This is a genomic window from Paenibacillus sp. FSL R5-0345 (genome assembly GCF_000758585.1).
GTDB lineage: Bacteria > Bacillota > Bacilli > Paenibacillales > Paenibacillaceae > Paenibacillus_AQ.
The window spans coordinates 3,421,659-3,441,132 of the sequence record NZ_CP009281.1 but is presented as its reverse complement, the minus strand read 5'-3'; the positions used below and the strand labels follow the sequence as shown (position 1 = coordinate 3,441,132).

15 protein-coding genes and 3 pseudogenes are annotated in these 19,474 nt (G+C 41.1%); 2 read left to right on the top strand and 16 right to left on the bottom strand.

Annotated features, from left to right (window positions below):
* Window positions 1-12 precede the first annotated feature (12 nt).
* The 4 genes from R50345_RS15190 to R50345_RS15175 form a co-directional block, all read right to left on the bottom strand.
* Window positions 13-1,317 (bottom strand): purine/pyrimidine permease, encoded by a 1,305-nt coding sequence (locus R50345_RS15190; RefSeq protein ID WP_042127863.1) that lies wholly within the window; start codon window positions 1,315-1,317, stop codon window positions 13-15.
* Between the two features lie 45 nt (window positions 1,318-1,362).
* On the bottom strand, window positions 1,363-2,070 hold the full coding sequence (gene deoD / locus R50345_RS15185; RefSeq protein ID WP_042127861.1) for a purine-nucleoside phosphorylase: 708 nt from the start codon (window positions 2,068-2,070) through the stop codon (window positions 1,363-1,365).
* A 161-nt stretch (window positions 2,071-2,231) separates the two neighbouring features.
* Entirely contained in the window at window positions 2,232-3,665 is a 1,434-nt protein-coding gene (locus R50345_RS15180) for an AcpB/EbpR/MafR family transcriptional regulator (RefSeq protein WP_042127859.1), read from the bottom strand.
* 89 nt (window positions 3,666-3,754) lie between these two features.
* A complete protein-coding gene (locus R50345_RS15175) occupies window positions 3,755-4,306 on the bottom strand; it encodes a biotin transporter BioY (RefSeq protein ID WP_042127857.1) in 552 nt (183 codons plus the stop codon).
* A 248-nt stretch (window positions 4,307-4,554) separates the two neighbouring features.
* Between R50345_RS15175 and R50345_RS15170 the strand changes: the two genes are divergently transcribed.
* Window positions 4,555-5,532: a biotin--[acetyl-CoA-carboxylase] ligase gene (locus R50345_RS15170; protein ID WP_042127855.1), complete on the top strand. Its 978-nt coding sequence runs from the start codon at window positions 4,555-4,557 to the stop codon at window positions 5,530-5,532.
* A gap of 154 nt (window positions 5,533-5,686) precedes the next feature.
* On the opposite strand, the gene R50345_RS15165 is transcribed toward R50345_RS15170, so the two are convergent.
* The 9 genes and pseudogenes from R50345_RS15165 to R50345_RS32435 all read right to left on the bottom strand — a co-directional run.
* Window positions 5,687-7,039, bottom strand: coding sequence for an MATE family efflux transporter (locus R50345_RS15165; protein WP_042127853.1), 1,353 nt, complete (start codon window positions 7,037-7,039; stop codon window positions 5,687-5,689).
* 244 nt (window positions 7,040-7,283) lie between these two features.
* On the bottom strand, window positions 7,284-7,967 hold the full coding sequence (locus R50345_RS15160; protein WP_052414608.1) for a MarR family winged helix-turn-helix transcriptional regulator: 684 nt from the start codon (window positions 7,965-7,967) through the stop codon (window positions 7,284-7,286).
* 213 nt (window positions 7,968-8,180) lie between these two features.
* Entirely contained in the window at window positions 8,181-8,624 is a 444-nt protein-coding gene (locus tag R50345_RS15155; RefSeq protein ID WP_042127851.1) for a helix-turn-helix transcriptional regulator, read from the bottom strand.
* 12 nt (window positions 8,625-8,636) lie between these two features.
* Window positions 8,637-9,437 (bottom strand): IS3 family transposase, encoded by an 801-nt coding sequence (locus tag R50345_RS15150; protein WP_231574208.1) that lies wholly within the window; start codon window positions 9,435-9,437, stop codon window positions 8,637-8,639.
* Window positions 9,389-9,787, bottom strand: coding sequence for a helix-turn-helix domain-containing protein (locus tag R50345_RS31965; RefSeq protein ID WP_042123336.1), 399 nt, complete (start codon window positions 9,785-9,787; stop codon window positions 9,389-9,391). Before R50345_RS31965 ends, R50345_RS15150 begins: the two co-directional genes overlap by 49 nt.
* A gap of 74 nt (window positions 9,788-9,861) precedes the next feature.
* Window positions 9,862-9,969 (bottom strand): annotated as a pseudogene (locus tag R50345_RS31960) (PadR family transcriptional regulator); the annotation flags it as partial.
* 30 nt (window positions 9,970-9,999) lie between these two features.
* Window positions 10,000-10,847: pseudogene (locus tag R50345_RS15140) on the bottom strand (sialate O-acetylesterase).
* 538 nt (window positions 10,848-11,385) lie between these two features.
* Window positions 11,386-13,959 (bottom strand): family 78 glycoside hydrolase catalytic domain, encoded by a 2,574-nt coding sequence (locus R50345_RS15135; protein WP_231573765.1) that lies wholly within the window; start codon window positions 13,957-13,959, stop codon window positions 11,386-11,388.
* A pseudogene (locus tag R50345_RS32435) lies at window positions 13,959-14,045 on the bottom strand (hypothetical protein); the annotation flags it as partial. The pseudogene R50345_RS32435 and the gene R50345_RS15135, both read right to left, overlap by 1 nt.
* Window positions 14,046-14,257: 212 nt before the next feature.
* On the opposite strand from R50345_RS32435, the gene R50345_RS15130 reads away from it, so the two are divergent.
* Window positions 14,258-15,136 carry an AraC family transcriptional regulator gene (locus R50345_RS15130; RefSeq protein ID WP_042127849.1) on the top strand — a complete coding sequence of 293 codons (879 nt, stop codon included), beginning with the start codon at window positions 14,258-14,260 and terminating at the stop codon, window positions 15,134-15,136.
* Between the two features lie 121 nt (window positions 15,137-15,257).
* Here the strand turns inward: R50345_RS15130 and R50345_RS15125 are convergent, their stop codons facing one another.
* The 3 genes from R50345_RS15125 to R50345_RS15115 all read right to left on the bottom strand — a co-directional run bounded on the left by R50345_RS15125 (window position 15,258) and on the right by R50345_RS15115 (window position 19,442).
* On the bottom strand, window positions 15,258-17,663 hold the full coding sequence (locus tag R50345_RS15125) for an alpha-L-rhamnosidase-related protein (RefSeq protein ID WP_042127847.1): 2,406 nt from the start codon (window positions 17,661-17,663) through the stop codon (window positions 15,258-15,260).
* A gap of 271 nt (window positions 17,664-17,934) precedes the next feature.
* The gene (locus R50345_RS15120) at window positions 17,935-18,717 is read right to left on the bottom strand and encodes an ABC transporter ATP-binding protein (protein ID WP_042127845.1); all 783 of its coding nucleotides are present in this window, start codon (window positions 18,715-18,717) and stop codon (window positions 17,935-17,937) included.
* A 38-nt stretch (window positions 18,718-18,755) separates the two neighbouring features.
* Window positions 18,756-19,442, bottom strand: a complete 687-nt coding sequence (locus tag R50345_RS15115; protein WP_042127843.1) for a FadR/GntR family transcriptional regulator — start codon at window positions 19,440-19,442, stop codon at window positions 18,756-18,758.
* Window positions 19,443-19,474 lie beyond the last annotated feature (32 nt).

Genomic DNA, 19,474 nt, shown 5'->3' with positions numbered 1-19,474 from the left:
TAACCCTCCAAATTATCGGTTGATTTTCTTGGAATCCTCATTTCGAAATGTATCTTTCCACATTAACCCTTGTTCCAAAATAATCGCCAATAGACTTCCGCAGATTAATCCATTATTTAAAATGGCTATCACGATCGGAGATAAATGGGCTGTAGCTGATGAAGGGATAAACATTAGACCCACACCCACTAAAAGGGAAACTCCACTAACGATAAAAGTTCGTTCTTCATGAATGACCTTCTTCAATTCCTTTAGCGCTAGTCCGACCATCTTCACAAAAATGACGAAGGTAACGGAATAGCCTATGGGAGCTGGAATTGCTGATATAACATTCATCATTGGCGGAAATAAGGATATTGAGATCACTAAGCAGCATCCAATTAAAAATGATCTGCGCTCCTTCATCCCTGTTTGTTCAACATATCCCGCCGCTCCCGAGATAGGGACAGAGCCGACCGCTCCTAAACCGCCACTAATAAGATGTGTAATTCCAGAAGTAAACCCGGCGCGCAAATAACGACGATGATCCACTTGCTTTTGTTTCATAACGGTCTCCATCAAACGGATGGACGCAACTGCATTGGTTATTAATAACAGCGTTAATAAAAATGCAGTAGTGATGGTCCCGGCATCGAATTGAGGTCTGCCAAATGGGAATATTTTCGGTAGCTTAAACAAAGTATCCGCATGAGAAAACACCGGTATAATACCGCAGATAATAAATAATAGGCAGCCTATCAATATACTGAAAATTATTGAAAACTGGCTGAGTACTACAAAGCGACTTTTTCCTAACCAAAAGGTAATGCAAACCACAATCACACTCAGGATGAATACTTTAACATCTAACGTGGTGTGGGCTATGGTAATCCCCATCATCCCTTTCATAAAAGATCCACTTAATTGAAAGATCAATAAAAGTAAATAAATAAAAGTGATGGTGGGAGTAAATAGACGAGCGATTTTATCCATTAGCTTAAATGCCGAAATTAGGATAAATAACACACCGCTAATGATCATTGCCCCACTTAAAGCTTGTAAAGCACCATTGTTAGAAGAATAAAGTCCCCCTACTAAACTTGCGTAAATCGTAAAAATGCTCCACCATAACCCTGCCGGACCTTCGTGAATAGGGAATTTATGCCCCATCAGGCCTTGTAAAAATCCAGCTATCCCTAAAGTAATCATTGTGCTCTGGATAAGTCCAGAAGTCTCTATGGGTGTTAAGTTATATAAATCTGCGATAGCAATGGGTGCAGCAATTGCACCAGCGATCATAAAAATCATCCACTGCAATCCTGACAGTATTCCCTTCATTTCTTTCTCACTCTCTTCTCTAACAACACTGCTCTTATTAATTAATCAGCCATCAATGACTGTATTAAGAGCTATTTCGACCATTTCATAAAAGGATTGTTCACTTTCTTTATGAGTCAGGTGTTCCTGTCTTAACAATTGACTGCCGACTGTCAAAATCGATAACGCTTTTACACCATATTTTGCCGCTAAAGTGTATAGGGCTGTGCTTTCCATTTCTACCGCTAAAACCCCGAAATCCATAAACTTGTGAAGTCGATCTAAGCTCTCACGATAGAATTCGTCAGAATTATAGATGTTACCAACAAAGACATTTGCATTTTTAGCTTGTGCTTGTTGATATGCTTTTATTAACAATGAGAAATCTGCCGTAGGTGCGAAATTACAGCCATGGAAGATCTTCTCCGTCATATTACTGTCTGAAGACACCGCTTGGGCTAATATAATATCTCGGATATTGATGTTTTCCTGCATCGCGCCGCATGTACCAATGCGAATCAATTTCTTAACTTCATAATCGACGATCAATTCTGTAGCATAGATACTCATCGATGGATTTCCCATTCCTGTCCCCTGAACCGACACCGGTATACCCTTGTATAATCCAGTGTATCCATACATCCCTCTTACTTCGTTATAACAATTAGCCTCCTCTAAAAAGTGTTCTGCTACAAATTTTGCACGTAAAGGATCTCCTGGGAGCAAAACGCGCTCTGCTATTTCTCCCTTATTTGCACCTAAATGCCTACTCATAGTTCTTCCTCCAACTTTTAATTGTAAACTGAGGTTTACCGAAATCGCTTTCCACATACCGTCAAGTAAAATCAGTTTCGAAACTAGATTGAGCATAAGGTTTTTTAACATTACAAACTAGACCAAAAACTTACGGAGCTTACGGAAAATAATTGGTCAAATTATAAAAGTAGTTCTTTACGAATATTGTCCAAATCTCTTTTTGATGGGATCGTAGAAATAATAACAACCGGCACTGTCTTTAGCGCCACCGGGATATTACTAATGACAAGATCAATATTATTTTGCTGCATGATCTCGTCGGTTAGCCCTTTCATTATGGAAGTATTTAGGATTAACTGATCCCCTATCTCCTTCTTTATCAAATCCGCTATGTAATGACGAATCGAGAATTCTTCCCCGATCACTAAGAAAGCCCTTTTACTTTTGTAACGTAAACTCGAACGAACTATTAAGGTTAGCTTTGTTAAATGAAAATGATTAAACAGAATGGAAGGGTAAGTTTTATTCCACGTTTGCATACAGGTTTGCAATTCTTGATATATCTGCTGGCACTCCTGCTCTACATAAGTTGTTAAATGACTTTTTGAAATCATCATCCATTCCGGAATTGCATTTTCGATTAATAGCTTGTCAAAGAACCCGTAAATCTCCAATATAAATCGTTCTTGCATATCTAAGTTCGGGTATACCTTTGCCAATAACATTAGAAGCAGATTACCCATTTGATATTCTTCTTTATCCTTATGTAATTCGACTTCTTTAATCGGAGTGATCTCTGACCCTTCATAATAATGATATTGGCTGAGACTAACCATGGATTGCATAAAGAATATTTCACTCTTTGGAAATTCGATGGACAGCTTTTTTTCAAGACGCTCTGATATGGCTCTCACTGGTATATAAAACATTCCCTTTTCCCAGGGGTATGCATTTTCGTCGATGGTTACACAATTTCCTTTAGCAGCTCTTTCTATTACAATGGCCAACAAAAAAGACAATTTCCTTTTGGAATTGATAAAATATACAATGTTATTCTCATTCTCTATATTTGTGATCAACTGATTTATATAAGCAAATTCGACATTCGCAAAGGGCCATCCAGTGAACTCATACGCATCACAATATAACTTCCAATAAAAATATCGGATATTCATTTCATTTCCTTTGATCACAGGTGTAGAGTAACTAATGCGTAACTTATACGCTTTTAGATCATTATTATTTAATTCCACAATTAACTTTTTTAAAGAAGACGTACTCATAAACAGAGCTTCAGCGAGCTCCTCCACGGAAAGTCGACCCACATTCGTAAACAATAAATCCATCAGCCGATAAAAAATGGTTTGTCTGAACATAGAAGAAATCACTTCACTAATCGTACTTCGCCCATCACGTTGAAGAACGATTCCCTTTCCTCTAGAAACTTCAATGGTCACTGTTGGTGGTAGCTGCTTGCTGATTTCCTCCACCATCTTACGTATGGTCTTATCTGAAATGCCTAAACTTTTTTCAACTTCGGCTAAGGTAAACCATCTTTGTTCCGTATCAAGCAGCGTTAATAGTTGGTTGGCTAAATTAAATCCCTTATCCATTTTTTCTCCACCCTAGTTCAATTTCATTTTAATTTTTATAGTATAAATAAAAAAAACTCGGGTTACATTTACCCGAGTTTCACATTAATTCACATCTGTGCTTTTTCTTCTATAGGACTGATTGCTTTAAGCTGCATCGTTATAACGGCTGCAATAACGGCTTTGATGATGTCTCCCGGAAGAAAGGCTAGCGCTCCGGTAAGTCCGGCCCATATCGACGTATTTGTAATCAATGCCATGATGGGGGCACCAATCAGGCTCACTAGCAATACACCAAAAATCACGTTGATCGCTATCAGCTTCCAAGTTCGGACCTTCGGCCAGATTTTTTCAGAATACCAGCCTATAAGGCCGGCCGCGATCGGAAAGCTAATTATGTATCCTGCAGAAGGTCCAACGAGCACCGCGATTCCGCCACGACCTCCGGTCAATACAGGAAGCCCAATGGCTACTAGAATGATGAAAATGATTAGGCTGAGAGCTCCCATCCGTTTCCCCAGAAAACATCCAGCCAACATGACGCCAAGCGTCTGGGCAGTAATCGGAACAGGGATGAAACCAAGGGGGATGGGTGGAATCATGCCCAGCACCGCGATAAGTGCTGCGAATAATGCAGCATAAATAAGTTCTTTTGTCTTCAAAAAAATTGACCTCCATTGGATAAAAATAAGTTTATTCTGGTTAGTAAATACGTCCAGTAAGCTGAATTATAATGGAGATAGCTTCGATTGTAAACCAAAATGTTATTAAAGGTTTACAATGGAGTGAAATACCGCGCTTGAGTTTTTCCTATTGTTATATAGAATTAGAGTATTCAGTCGCAATCGTTGAATGATAAATTACTCAATGGATTTTGGTCGGAGAGTTATACTTTTGGAGGTTTAAGTTCATGACAGTAAAAGAACATATTCTTGCCTTGCTTGATAGTAATAAAGGTGAATTTTTTTCCGGTGAGGAAATAGCCGTTCAGTTATCCGTGACGCGCAGCGCGGTCTGGAAAGCCATAAAATCGCTACAGACAGACGGTTATTCCATACAAGCTGTAACCAATAAAGGCTATTCCATGTCCCCTCAAACGGATATCTTGTCTGCCAGTGCAATTTCAAAGTACCTGGATACACAGGGGCAAAAGTTACGTGTTGAGGTCTTTAAGACATTGTCTTCAACGAACGAAGCCTTAAAAAACCTTGCCTCAAGTGGAGAAGCTGAGGGGAAGGTGATCCTATCGGAAGAACAGACAGCAGGTCGCGGGAGAATGGGCCGTAAATTCTTTTCTCCACCGGGAACAGGGATCTATATGAGTATCCTGCTGCGTCCCAAGCTATCAGCAACGGATTCCGCTCTGCTGACTACTTGTGCCGCTGTTGCTGTTGCCCTTTCCATCGAGAGTATATCAGGTAAAGAAGCACAGATTAAATGGGTGAATGACGTTTTCATGGAAGGTAAAAAGGTATGCGGGATCCTTACCGAAGCATCCGTGTCACTGGAAAACGGTTGGCTTGATTATGCTGTTCTGGGCATTGGTATCAATGTAGCGCTACCTTCTGATGGCTTTCCTAATGATCTTACCGAGATTGCAACAACTGTAACTTCTGAAAATAAACCTAATGGTGATCTCCGTAACCGACTGGTAGCAGAAGTACTAAACAATTTTATGGGATTCTATGAGCATTTAACGGAAAGATTGTTTCTTTCCGAATATAGAAAACGGTTAATTTCACTTGGCAAACCCGTAACAGTGATTAAGAATAATGAACAACGTAAAGCAATAGCAATGGATATCGATAACGATTGCCATATGAAAGTCAGATATGAGAATGGTGACGAGGAATATCTTTCAAGTGGAGAAGTCAGCATTAAGATTTAACTGTAGCTTCAAACGCGGCTAAGTGCTGACTCTTAACTGGCTACATCATCGTGCGTGTTTTTGCGGAGATTGTAAGCCTACTACACCAAAAAAAACCTTGCTGAATCAAGGTTTTTTTTAATGAACGTAAAATATCAACTTAAGGCTCAGAATTCTACTGTACTAAAGTATCTAAATCCGGCTGCAATTTGTTCCGCAAAATATACAGCATGATGGCACCAACAAGAAATGCTACGGCATCCGAAATGACGAGCGACCAGACCACTCCATGGAAACCGTTCATTCGATTAGCGATATACAACACTGGAATCAGAGTAATACCTTGAATAACTGACATAATAAATGCGGCGGTTCCTTGCGCTGTTGCTTGGAAAATCCCCGTAAACAACGCGGTCGTTCCTGAAATGAACAGGGATAAAAACGTCACATGAAGAATGTAGCTACCCATTTCAATTAATTGAGGGTCATTCGTGAATAAGCTAATTAAGTGATCGGAAATCAGATAGACAATGACGCCGAATACGGCGGCTAACACCACAGTTGCTTTGATTGTGAATGTAATGGTATGCTTCATGCGTAATTTATTTGCTGTAAAAGAGAAGGCAATTAGCGGCACGACTCCCTCGCATAAACCCATCAGAATAACCTCAGGAAATTGCAATAAACGTGATGAAATCCCGAATGCTGCTATAGCCTGCTCCCCATATTCGACCAGAAAACGATTAAAGATGAGCGACATTGCACCCATAAAGATACTCATAACGAAGACGGGAACTCCGATTTTGAATACATTGCTGAGAATTTCTTTGTTAGCTTTGAACCATTTTACGGAGATGGTCAAGAATTGGCTCTTATATCCCATATGGAAGGCGTAGAATGCACTTGCAACCAAGTTAGAAATGACCGTAGCAGACGCAACGCCGATCACGTCCCAATGGAAGACGAAGATGACTAGAGCATCGAGAATAATATTCACAACAACACTGAGAAGCATACCGATCATCGATGTGATTGCTGAACCTTCCGAGCGCACGATATTCTCCAGCGTGAAGAATAATACGACAAACGGTGAACCAATAAGCATTATCGTGACATAGTCTTTCGTGAAACCGAAGGAGTCAGGCGTCGCTCCCAAGCCATGAACGATTGGATCGATCAACGGGATACCGCCAGCCATTAAAATAAGTCCGAGAACTAAACTGCTGTAAAAGGCGAATGAAGATACATGCTTTACATCATCATATTTTTTCTCTCCGAGCAAACGGGAGATAAATGCACTGCTGCCAATGCCAATCAAGTTACCTAGCGCCATAATGGCTGCGAATAACGGTAAAGTTAGTGCGAGTGCGGTTAACATCGCAGTATTGCCCAGTGTACCAAGGAAATAGGCATTCAAGATGGAGTATATGACACTCATCGACATGCCTAGCATCATCGGTACTGCGAAGTGAGCTACGGCTTTTGCGACAGGTGCTTTTTCAAAGTAATGAAGGTTTTCTGCGTCCATATCGGTCACCACTATCTTTCTTTATTTTATTTTAAAATTACTTAGAATTCTAACTATTAATCCAATATAAACCGTGACACGGCAACAAACAAACCCGTACCATAACGACGAGTTTTCAGGTTTGGTTTGCCGGATTGGACTGATCTTAATTTCTTTAAAAGCATGTCATTGCGCTGCCTTTGACGTTCCTCCTTCTCTTAAGGAAAGGCAGCGCAATAGCTACTGTTTGTTTAAAAGACTCTGTTTACTTATCGTCCGGGTCCTGTGACTTGTCTGGTGACGAATTCGTTCCATCTTTGGATGGCCAACCGAATCCGCGCATGTCACTATGCCCTTCCCTGCCAAATCCAGGGAATCTTCCGTTAAAGCGTTCGTCTCTAGAATTTCCCCACATTCTATGCATTTGTCCGCGCATGGCCATTAGTTTTTCAAATTCCTCTGTTCCCATACGCTCCTTTGCGGCCTCCATCCACATAGCCATTACATCGCGTTCTCCATCCGTTCCAAGTTCTTCTTCTAACGCCGTGATGACGCGGGTTAAGTAATCCCCGAAAGCAACCTGTTCTTCTGGTGATAGGCGAGAAAATATATTAACGCTGTCTAACTCTTGTCCCTCTTCTTCTTGTCCTTTTTGGGTTAAGTAAATCAACATGATGCGCTTGTCTGTTTCTGATGGCTTACGGGTGATATATTCGGCTTTCTCCAATTTTGCAAGTAATTCATTGAGAGATGATACACGGATGTCCAGCATATAGGATAAATCTTTGGTGCTGATACCATCTTTCATCCGGAGAAATGCCAGTATCCTGCCTTGCCCGCGGGATGTGTCGGCCATAGGGCCAACAGCAGCGTGTGTTTTTAAGTGTTGGCGTTGCAGCAGCCATTGCAGTTTCGCGAGTTTTTCGTATAATTCAGTATTCATGTCCATATTGGATCCTCCATAAAGTTTGTATGGTACCTGTTGATCTTTGTGATGGTACCTGTTGGTTTTTATTTTAACGGTACCTGTTAGATATGTCAAAATGTTTTTTACAGGTACCGTTAGTATGTAGTTACGCTAATACTGGGGCACCTTGGTTAAAACTTGTAAACAAAATACAAAACCCGCGCGGGCGCGGGTTCTTATAAGATCATGTTCTGATCAGTTTTCTTTTTTTATATCTTCAAGCAAACCTTCAAACCATTGAACATTTACTAAATGATGAGATAGTGAATTCTCTAACATTTTTTTAAAATTAGAACTGATATTTTCATCGTTCTCAATAGAAAGCTGCAGTAAAGAAATCTTATTTTTAGTTTGTTCAATTTGTAATTCAATTAATTTAGATAGTTCTTCTTTCTTATATTCATCTGAAAATAGCATAGCTACATAAAAAGATAGATTTATATAGTCTGTCTTAGACCCATATTTGAACATCAACTTTTCAAACTCTTTTTCCCCTAATTCAGTGATGTTATAATTATGCGTTTCTCTGGTGTTATCTCTTTGATCAACTTTTATAATATACTTTTTCTCTACTAATTGCCCAAGATTATAATAAAAGGACCCCTTGGTGAAATGGTCAAGCCCCCATTTTATAGACACTGAAAAAAGACCCTAGGCAATAAGCTGTTTCCGGTACTCTACCGGAGGCAGCTTATTTAACCTTCGTTGTGGCCGATGTTGGTTATAAAATCGAATGTAATCTTCAATTTTCCTTTGTGCCTCATCCATATTTCGGATATCATAAGGATAGAGTCCTTCCGTTTTGAGATGCGAGAAGAAGCTCTCCATAGAGGCGTTGTCATAACAATTGCCTCGGCGAGACATGCTGATTCGGGCCCCAACCTTTGGCAGCATGTCGTGGTATGCATGAGACGTGTATTGGAATCCCTGATCGCTGTGAACGATCAGTCCAGTCACGTCTTTTTGCTGACTCCACGCCTGCTCAAAGGTCCGGAGAACCAGTTCGTTGTCGTTCCTAGCGCTCATTTGATAAGCGATAATTTCGTTATTGAATAAATCTTTAATCGCAGAAAGATAGAGCCACTTTTCGCCTACACGATATTGCGTAATGTCTGTCACCCATTTTTGGTTGGGAGCATCCGCTTTGAAATCCCGTTTCAAAATATTTTTCGCCACACGGTCTCCTTCAGAAGTAGCATAATTACAACGATGTTTTCGGCGGATCCTCGAACGAATGCCTAAATCCTGCATAATTCTGAGTACCTTCTTATGATTCATCCAAACCCCGTGGTCTTGTAGCAAGAACAATTGAATTTGGCGATAACCGTAGACTCCTTCATACCTTTCATAGACCTTCTGAATGAGCGCCTTTGCTTCCTGATCCCGATCTGTTCCTTTGCGCTTCAGGAAAGCGTAGTATCCACTTCTAGAGACCCTAAAGAGTTTACACAGGTTGCTAACGGCATACTCTTTTGCAGCGTTCTCAATGACTCTATATTTGTGCGTTTCACCTCCTGCATCCAGATTTCCAAACACTTTTTTAGCATTTCATTTTCCCGTTTGAGCTTTTGAACATACCTATCTTGATCGATATATTCAATACGACGCCCCCGTTGATCTAGTAGCCCAAATTCCCCTAGCTCTCGGTATTTCTTCATCCATCTCTTTACCCGTCCTTGATCTTGTATCTCAAAATGCTCCGTAATTTTCCGATAAGTCCATCTTTCCTCCACATGTAAACGAATGGCCTCTTTTTTAATCTCATCTGAGTAATTTTTAAACTTCTGTCCTTTAATCGCCATAAAAATGCACCCCCTAGAATTTCATCGGATAAACCAGGGGTTTTTTCCAATGTCTATTCTAAGGGGTGCACTTCAAAATTGACTATATATTTATAGTGTTTTTCTTCCATTAAGGATAACAATTCATAACCGTGAGCCCCTGGATTTTGTTTTAATAATCCTAAAATTAGTAATATTATCAAATAAACACCTCCGTCAAAATACTATTAGGTTTAATCATTGTTGATTTGTATGAACTGGGCTTGAAATTCATCAAATGATATTTTTCCTAATGCAAAATCCATACTCAATATATATATTTTTTCCGCTTTAGTGTGTATTCTTGCATTATGGAGACTTAACAATTCATGTTCATTCATTAACGGCTCAAGTACATGTTGCTTATTAATAAAGGCTTCAAAATATCGTAACCCGAATTTTCTTTGAGATATTGCATCGATATGAATCCCATCCGGATTAGAAGTTAAACCTGAAGCTGTAACAAAGTAACAATTATCTTGTTCAAAAGCGAATTTTTGTAATTCTTGATTCATTAACGCATATTCCGTGCAATGTTTCCCAAATCCTTTTTTGCCTAAAAAATCCCCTAAACCACCAATGATAAATGGAATATTTGGAGCCTCTAACTCTTTTCTTAGCGCCGTAACAATCTGAAGTAATTTCTGATAATAGACTTTATAGTTGCCGTTACTACTATCACTTTCTCCTTGATGCCATAAAATCCCCGATAATTCACTATTCTTCATTGCAAATTTAGTTTCTTGTAATGCATGTTTAAAAAGTGCCCCATCTACTGCCCATTCATCAATGGTGCTCCCTCCCTCAGCGCAAGGAATTAAGCCAATAATGTCTTCTTCATTTTCACGACACCATGCATCCGCAAATGATCCAGCAAGACTTATTCCTGAAACAGGACGGTCATAATTAATAGGTTCAGCCATCATTTGCCATCTACCATTACGCAACATTTGTATTCTTTCGTTATAGATGGGGGTACTTCATGTATAAATCCTCGTCCAGCCATATTTGACTGACCAATCATTAAAAATGATTTGACCATTATTCTCATCCTCTCTTCATTAGTCTAATTAGACTGTCTATATTATTAGTCTAATTAGACTATTTGTCAACAAATACGCTTTTTTAACCTAATCTCAAAATTTATTATTGAATATTGTTAATGGGAACTCTTTTTGTAAGATAAGATTTTCGATGATTTATTTGGTTAAATCAAATAAGCCGCCGAAAAGGCGACTACGTATGTTATGTGTTTTTTTGGCTTAATGCTGTAATTTCTTATTATTACGGGAATGGTAGGTCTAAGTGCACTGCAGGAGTGTATATTAGATGACAGAGTGCGAGAAATAGTTACAATAGGTCGTAAACATCCAGAGCATCTCAGGGTATGAAAGAAGATCAATATCGACGAATAACGTATGACATTACGCTAGCGCCAAATATAATGACCTTCAATCTGTCGTTCACTCCAATCTTATTTATCTATTTTACTATAGGTTAAGTTTATTATACTCGACAACAACTGAATAAAAAAAACAAGCCTATTTGGCTTGTCTGCAAAGTAGAAGGTTATATCATTTCTAGCTTATTGGATACGTAAATTGATAATTTCCAGATCCAATGATTAGTTTTTGGCCTTTTGGCATTTGTTCCACACTAGACAGACCTATAACTTGTTCTATTGGGATCCCAGACTCCAAAATATTCTCCTGCTTCATCGTTGGAATCATAACCTCAGCTGTTGTATTAGATGGTATCAATACTTGCATTTCTACTGAAGCTTCATTCTGTTTTTTCCAAGTTACCTTGATCGTTCCATGGACAGATTCAAGCGAAGCATCAATCCACGATAAATGTTCCCCGATTTGCGGTTGGATCCGTATTTTTTTGTAGCCTGGTTCCAATAGTTCGATACCACCGGCAGTGCGATAGAGCCAATCTCCTATAGCGCCGTAAGCATAATGGTTAAAGGAGTTCATATCATCGCTCCAGAACGAACCGTCCTGTTTTATTCCATCCCAATGTTCCCAAATGGTTGTGGCTCCTTGAATTACGGAATATAACCATGAAGGATACTCTTTTTGCAGTACCAATTGGTAGGCTAAATCCGTGTAACCGAATCTAGAGAGGACTAGACACAGATACGGAGTACCCACAAAACCGGTCGTCAAGTGCACTCCATTTTCTTCGATGTGGTCTGCTAGCATCTTGGCTGTACGATGACGATCCTTATCCTCCAATAAGTCAAACATAAGGGCGAGTGTATACGCAGTTTGTGTCGGTGATGCCACCCGCCCATTTGGCGTTACAAACTCTTGACGGAATGCCAGAACAATCTTCTCATGCAATGCTTCATATTTTAAGGCATCTTCGGGTTTTCCAATGACAGTCGCTGTCTTAGCTAGCAATTCCGTTGAATAAGCATAGAACGCGGTAGCGATCAACTCTTTTGGAGTTGCTCCGACGTAGCTGTTTTCTTTGGCATCTAGACCTAACCAATCTCCGAAGTGAAAACCTGTATTCCATAGATATTCGTCTTCACCTTGCACCCGAATATACTCGACCCAAGCTTTCATACTTGGATATTGCGTTTTCAGCACACGAATGTCCCCATAACATTGATAAAGCGTCCAAGGACAAATCACCGCGGCGTCTCCCCAAGCAGCAGAGCCGTATCCTGCCGCTGGTACATCTGGAATGACGTGTGGAACTCTTCCGTCCTCTTCTTGATCCGCGGCCAAATCCTTTAGCCACTTTTCAAAGAACGGAACGACATTCATGTTGAAGGCAGCTGTGCGAATAAAAACTTGAGCATCCCCCGTCCATCCCAATCTTTCGTCTCGTTGAGGGCAATCTGTAGGGATATCTAGAAAATTCCCCTTTTGTCCCCATAAGATGTTGTGCTGAAGTTGATTTAAGAGTTCATCTGAGCAGTTGAACTTGCCCGTTTGCTCTAAGTCCGTATGGATGACGCAGCCGATGAATATTTCCAATAATTGATCTTGCGGTATACCAGTCACTTTTACATAACGGAATCCTTGGAAGGATAAATACGGCTCAAATGTTTCTTCCTCTCCGCCTCGGCATACATAAGTAACAGTCTGTTTTGCCGATCGTAAATTACCGATGTAGAAGTTCCCCTCGCGGTCCAAGACCTCAGCATGTTCTAAAGTAACTATGGTTCCTGCTTCAGCATGAACCATAAACCTTACCCATCCAACCATATTTTGTCCCATATCCAGCACGTGTTCGCCTTTAGGTGTAGTAATGACAGCGATAGGCTTGATGGTTTCTATAACCCTAGTCGGTTCGTTTTCCTGAGCAACCAATGTAGCTTCTGGACGGTCCTTGAGAATAGTCTTTTGCCACTTTAAATCCTCAAAACCGGGAGAAGACCATCCTTCTTTCTCGAGCCTCGCATCATATGTTTCGCCATGATATAATTCCGACATCAAGAGTGGACCTGTCGAAGTTCGCCATTTCTCATCCGATACAATGATATGTTCAGAACCATCGGATAATGTGACGTGTAGCTGGATTAGCACAGCACGAGCATTACCGAAGATGTCTTTCTTTCCTTCCCAAGCTAGATACCCTTTATACCATCCGTTTCCCAGAATACAACCAAGCGCGTTGCCACCAGCAGCAATCAATGACGTCACGTCATAGGTCTGATATTGAAGCCTGTTGTTATAACTGGTCCAACCGGGATTAAATAGTGTGTTATCTGCTGGAATACCATTAATATAAAGGCGGTACAATCCAAGCGAGGTTGCATACACACGTGCTGATACGACATTGTCAGGGATTGAAAATTCCGTACGAATATAATCGCAAGGATCCGCTCCGTTCTCTTGGTTACTCAGGGGTGCTGCTATCCATTTTGCCTGCCACTCTTTGACCGACAACAAGGCTGTTTCCCAGTATGCAGGTTCACTCCATTCCGAAACCTTTCCTTGATCGTTCCAAGCTCGAACCCTATAGTAATACCGAGTGCGTGACTGTAAGTCGGGACCTGCATACTCAATATGAACAATGCTATCTGATTCTACCTTTTCAGAATCCCAGATGAGTTCTGAAACAAATTTAGGATCATCGCGACCTGAACTTGGTAGGCAGATTGGATAAAGCCCCTTACTTCTGTGCTGATCCACCAACTAAGCCGCGGATGTAAATCATCAATCCCCAATGGATTTTTTCTATAATTCACCTTAAGATTTGTGACCTCAAAATTGGACATTTGTAACTACCTCCTATAATCATTCGGTAACCTACCAGAACAGTTAAGAATAGAATTGTCGCTCATGTATCCAGCAGAGCTAATTCTATTGTACGAGGTCGCTTAACATAGAATTGGGGGTATTTCTGACATTTTTATAGGTGGATCTGGACATTCATTCATAATTTTCATACGATGAGACTAGCCTTAGGTAATTTGAAAGGGGCCAAGATATGAGTATCAGACGCAGTACCTTTGTCATGTCCGGAGATAGCTTTTTTGAACCTGGTGTGCCAATTTATGTGAACAGGGCTTACGAAACGTTCGAATTGAATGCACATTCCCATGAGTTTATCGAGATTACTTATATCAGTGAAGGCGCAGGGGTTCACTACATTGAGGATGAGGCCGTTCCTGTCGAGCACGGTACGTTATTTTTTATACCTATCGGACGCAGTCACGTATTTCGCCCTAAGACACCTATAAAAGACCGTCCGCTTATTGTTTACAACTGTTTGTTTCCGGTAGAGTATTTATCTGAGCTTCAGGTTACTTTTCCTCACGCTAAAGATATTTGTGAATTTTTCACAGACATGCAATTGCTATGGTTCTCTATGAAAGATATCAATGGTGCATACCATATAATGTTCCGTGAACTGTTTCGTGAATTCTCGGCAAAACCACCTGGATATTTAGCTGTCCTTGATGCTCTTGTCGTGCAAATATTAACGGGCTTGTTTAGACATCGGTTACAGCTTAATACACCAACAGGGGAGAAGCCACAATGGATTGCAGTTGATGAAGCCATTGCATATATAAATTATAATTATGCCAGCGGGCTTAAACTTAGCGATCTTGCTAGCAAAGCGAACCTTAGTGAACGGCAATTCAGCCGACTTTTTCAGCATCAAACGGGAATGAGTTTTACAGATTACATGCAGAGTATTCGTATGGATGCTGCCTGCCGTATGCTTTCTGGAGGTCATAGAGGTGTAAGCGAAATTGCCGCAGCAGTCGGATATGCTGACCTGAAGTTTTTTCACCAAATATTTAAAAAAAAGATCGGAATGACTCCCCGTCAATATAGTAATTCGCTACGAGTTGAGCAATAGCTACTAAACTTCCAAGTAATGATTAATGGCATAGAGATGGATTATGTTGCCCTAATGAGCGAAAAGCGTCCCCCTTTCTCGGAGATCGCTTTTCGATATCATTCATAGTTATTCTAGATACCTATACCACTACCGGAAACTTGATCGAAGCATCAAACTCTCCGCCGTTCTGAAACTCCAAGCGTTCCCCATTCGGCAATATCAGTACAACAGGTATATTCTCCGGTCCTAATCCCGTAATGCGGAAAATATTATCTTTCTTCAGAGTCCACTCGACTTCAACTATGCCGTGTTTTGTGGCCACCTTGCCATTCGCCCAATCCAACATTAACAATTTGGGCTCAATAATGATGGTTGAATACCCAGGAGCCCCTGGCCTTACACCAAGAATCTCACCTAGAAATTCTGAGATCGGCAATGCACTCCAAGCGTGGCAATCACTGCGTGGATTATTATCGTCTGGCACCTCTGGTAAGGTCGTAAGATGCAGATCCAGAAAAGCTCTCCAGCGGTCAATCACTACAGAAGCTTTGTCATACAATTTATGATGAGATAATATCCGGAATAGTTCATATGAAGCAGGCATAGACAATTGCGTCATTTGTTCGGCTGGGTATTCGATTGTACGTTCCAGCAGTTGGACAGCTTCCTCTCCTGAAACAGCACCGCATACAATCCCCCAGATTTGTGTATGTTGGCTAAAATCATCAACCTCTGGTCCATCTGCGAAAAGCCCACGGTCTGTACGCCAACAGTGACGTAGCAAGGCATCATTTATGGTGTTTGCTTCTTCTTTGGCTTCGCGCGCCGCATCCGCCCAACTCAATGCCAGATATAGTTCAGAAGCAGTATTAAGGGCAGCTGCGAACATTTGACTGAGCAATGTAAGAGGACCTTGATTATGTGCCGGAGGGGTTCCTATCTGCCATTCTTTGCACCAATCGAAGAAAGGCCAGTACGCACGCGGCGTCGGAGCAACAAGTCCTTCAGGTGTCAGTAAACGTCTAAACCAATCAAGAACTCCAGTCATTGTAGGCAAATAACGCCGAATTAAGTTTCGCTCACCAAAGTATTGATAATGTTCGTTAAGCATATGAATCCAATATAAGGAAAAGGACGGAATCACTTGCCGATATTCAGCTGGATAGCGGCTCTGTAGTATGCCCGAAGGCAGTGCAGAACTGTGAAAGTCAAACAACGAACGGCGGGCTAATCGGTCATCGGCACTAAGCGCATAGGTGAATAACATCTGAAGTCGGGTGTCCATCGAATATTGCATTTGCTCATAATATGGACAGTCCTCATACGTTTCGTGCATACATCTTTTGAGCGTATTTAAAGACAATTCCCAGAGTTGTTCGAAATCCGGATCTGAACAAGCAAAGGATGCTTTAATATCCAGTGGATAGCCCACATCTCTATAAGAAAGCCGAACAATTTCGAGCGGTTCATTCTTCGCAGTTGCTTCAAGTCTGATATATCGGAAAGTACGGAATTCAAAAGGTTCATAACGCTCCGCAACGTATTCATCGCCTACTCCAGCCACCGTGTAGTAATCACTCTCTCCGATTAAGATACCGTTCTTAGCATCATCCCTTTTTCCCTTCACTCTATGATGGAGATTAGATGAGGCTTCCTCATAAGACTCTGAATATTGAACTCCGATCTGGCTATCACGGCCGCCCCGCATTTCCAATGTAAGATAGCCTGTAGCTAATTCTCCAGCATCAATCTCCAGCCAGATAGAACAGCCAGGTTCTACACGCAGAGAGTCCGAATCCTTCTCATTAAGAAATGAAGTGTATTTCGGTATAGCTGAGACATTATCAGCATTTGTGACGCCACGGAAGAACATCAACGTCTCGTTTAATAAAGGAATCGGGCGTGGTGACAATTGCCAAGGTGTTAATTGACCATATTCATCGTCTGTTCTAGAAACTATTGTTGCATCTCTCCATCCCTCACCAATGAAATCGGGCATTTCCCAACCGTGGTCCAATCCCTTTCCATCGATATGTTCAAACCCGCCAAGGTGAAAGATAATCGGGCTAGGGACAAGCTTAAATCCAGTCATCATTTTACAATGCCAACTCTCATCGGTATGAAGAGCTTGTGAAGACCCTTTTTGCTCAATAAGTTCACCCTCAAGCAGCATTGCACCTCCGACAGCGCGGTAAGTCGAAATGGGACCGCTTTCACCAAGTACAAAGGGACCGGCTGCAGCATAGTGAAGTACTTTAACTGCTAGCACGTTCTTTCCAGTAATAAGACGCTCGCTCAGATCAACTGTTTCGTAATAATGGCTGAACTGGTCACCTTTGCAGGGTCCAACAGAGACGGATTCACCGTTAAGAAATAATCGGTACCGGCTATCCGCCGTGATATCAACAACGAGTTTTGCTCCCTCTGAATCAGAAACGTTAAATTCGCGGCGAAAATACACCAATTCATGTGTTCCCGGATTTGACGTCCACGGATATCCTTTAGACCAAATCCAATTTGCCTTCCACATTCTGTTCTCTTCCATAGTACCTCCTACTAATCCGATTTATTGTAAGGTCAGCAAATGATATGCACCACGAAATTCCGATCTTGTCACTAATATAAAGCTGTACTATCTCTCCTCCAAATAAAGAACCAGTATTTGTAATATCAATGAAATGAACCCCTAAAGTTGCTGTGACTCCTCTTGTTTAATTTAGATCCATTACGATTATTTCCATATACAATAACAAAAGCTGCCAAGCAATCGCATGGCAGCTTTTGTTATATTGTATAAGATGTTCAAGCAGCGTATCTTACTTATCACCGGCAAGTGTAAGCCACTTGCGATTGTGATGCTCCTGAACTTCAACGGGGGTATCAAAGAAATCGCTCAACACATCCGACTGCAGGCAGTTTTCCGTCTCATCCCCTTTGTAGATTTCGCCGTTCTTAACTAATAACGTATGTGTGAAGCAGGGTGTTATCTCTTCGATATGATGCGTTACATACAGCAAAGTTGGTCCGCCGGGTTGCTTCGTAATCTTCTCGATCATTTGCAACAGCTGTTCTCGGGCAAAAATATCAAGCCCTGTGCATGGCTCATCAAGGATCAATAGATCTGGATTGGCCATAAGTGCGCGGGCAATGAGGACTTTCTGTCGCTGACCTTGCGATAAGGTATCGTATGTACGAACGGCTAAGGAAGAGCAGTCTAGAAACTCCATCAATTCTTCGGCTTGCTTTTGATCCTCTTCATTGGTCTTATCATATAAACCGATAGTTGCAAATTTCCCGCTGAGGACGATGGTCAGGGCAGTCTGATGTCCGTATAACTTCTGCTGCAGGGAGGTGCTGACCCAACCGATTCGTTTGCGCAGCTCCCTAAGATCAACATCACCGAAGCGGTGGTCTAGCACTTCGACTTGCCCAGTCGTCGGCCATATATAGCCGTTCACTACGTTCAGCATCGTCGTCTTGCCAGAACCGTTTAGTCCGACGATACACCAATGTTGCCCTTGTTTCACTTCCCAATTCATTTCGCGTAAGATCATGGTTGTATCGCGCTGCCACGATACATTTTTAAGAGATATAATCATGCCCCAATTTCCCCTCCTTATGAATGTCTGTATTGAACTTAAAGCTCAGAAAGAGTTCCATTTAGAATACTCAGAGTGCATTGTACCGCTTGATCTGGATCCCCATTTTTAATAGATTCATAAACTTGTTCATGGTAATCGGATTGAGGATCATGAGAACTATAATTACGGTTTAATTTACTCATTGCATCTGACAAAATAAACGTAAAGGTTCTATATAAATCAATGATCACAGCGTTTTTGCTTGCCATCGCTACAGCCATGTGGAATTCTATATCCGATTTGGCATACAGTTCACGATCATTCTTCTGTAGAGCCATATTTCTAGTATCCAAATGGTTCCGCATGTTGGATAAGTCAGTGTCATCATGTCGTAGAGCTGCTAATCTTGCGATTTCTAATTCAATCATTTTTCGAGCTTCGAAGACTTCAATCAATTCTGCACGAAGTAAACGATGGGTGAGTGGTTCTTGAATAAGAGGACTGGATTTTAAGTAAGTTCCAAAACCCTGCTTTTTCTCCAATAGTCCAGCATGAACTAACACACGGACTGCTTCTCTTATCGTTGATCGCCCTACATTAAATAATTGCATCAATTCAGGTTCTGGAGGTAATTTGTCTCCTGGTAAGATAGTTCCTGTTGAAATCTTATGTTGGATTTGGTTAACAACATCGTCCACTAACTTAGTGGATTGAACGGGTCGGAACGATCCCTTCTCAAACATCTGATCATCTCCTCTTTCTGCAGAATATCATG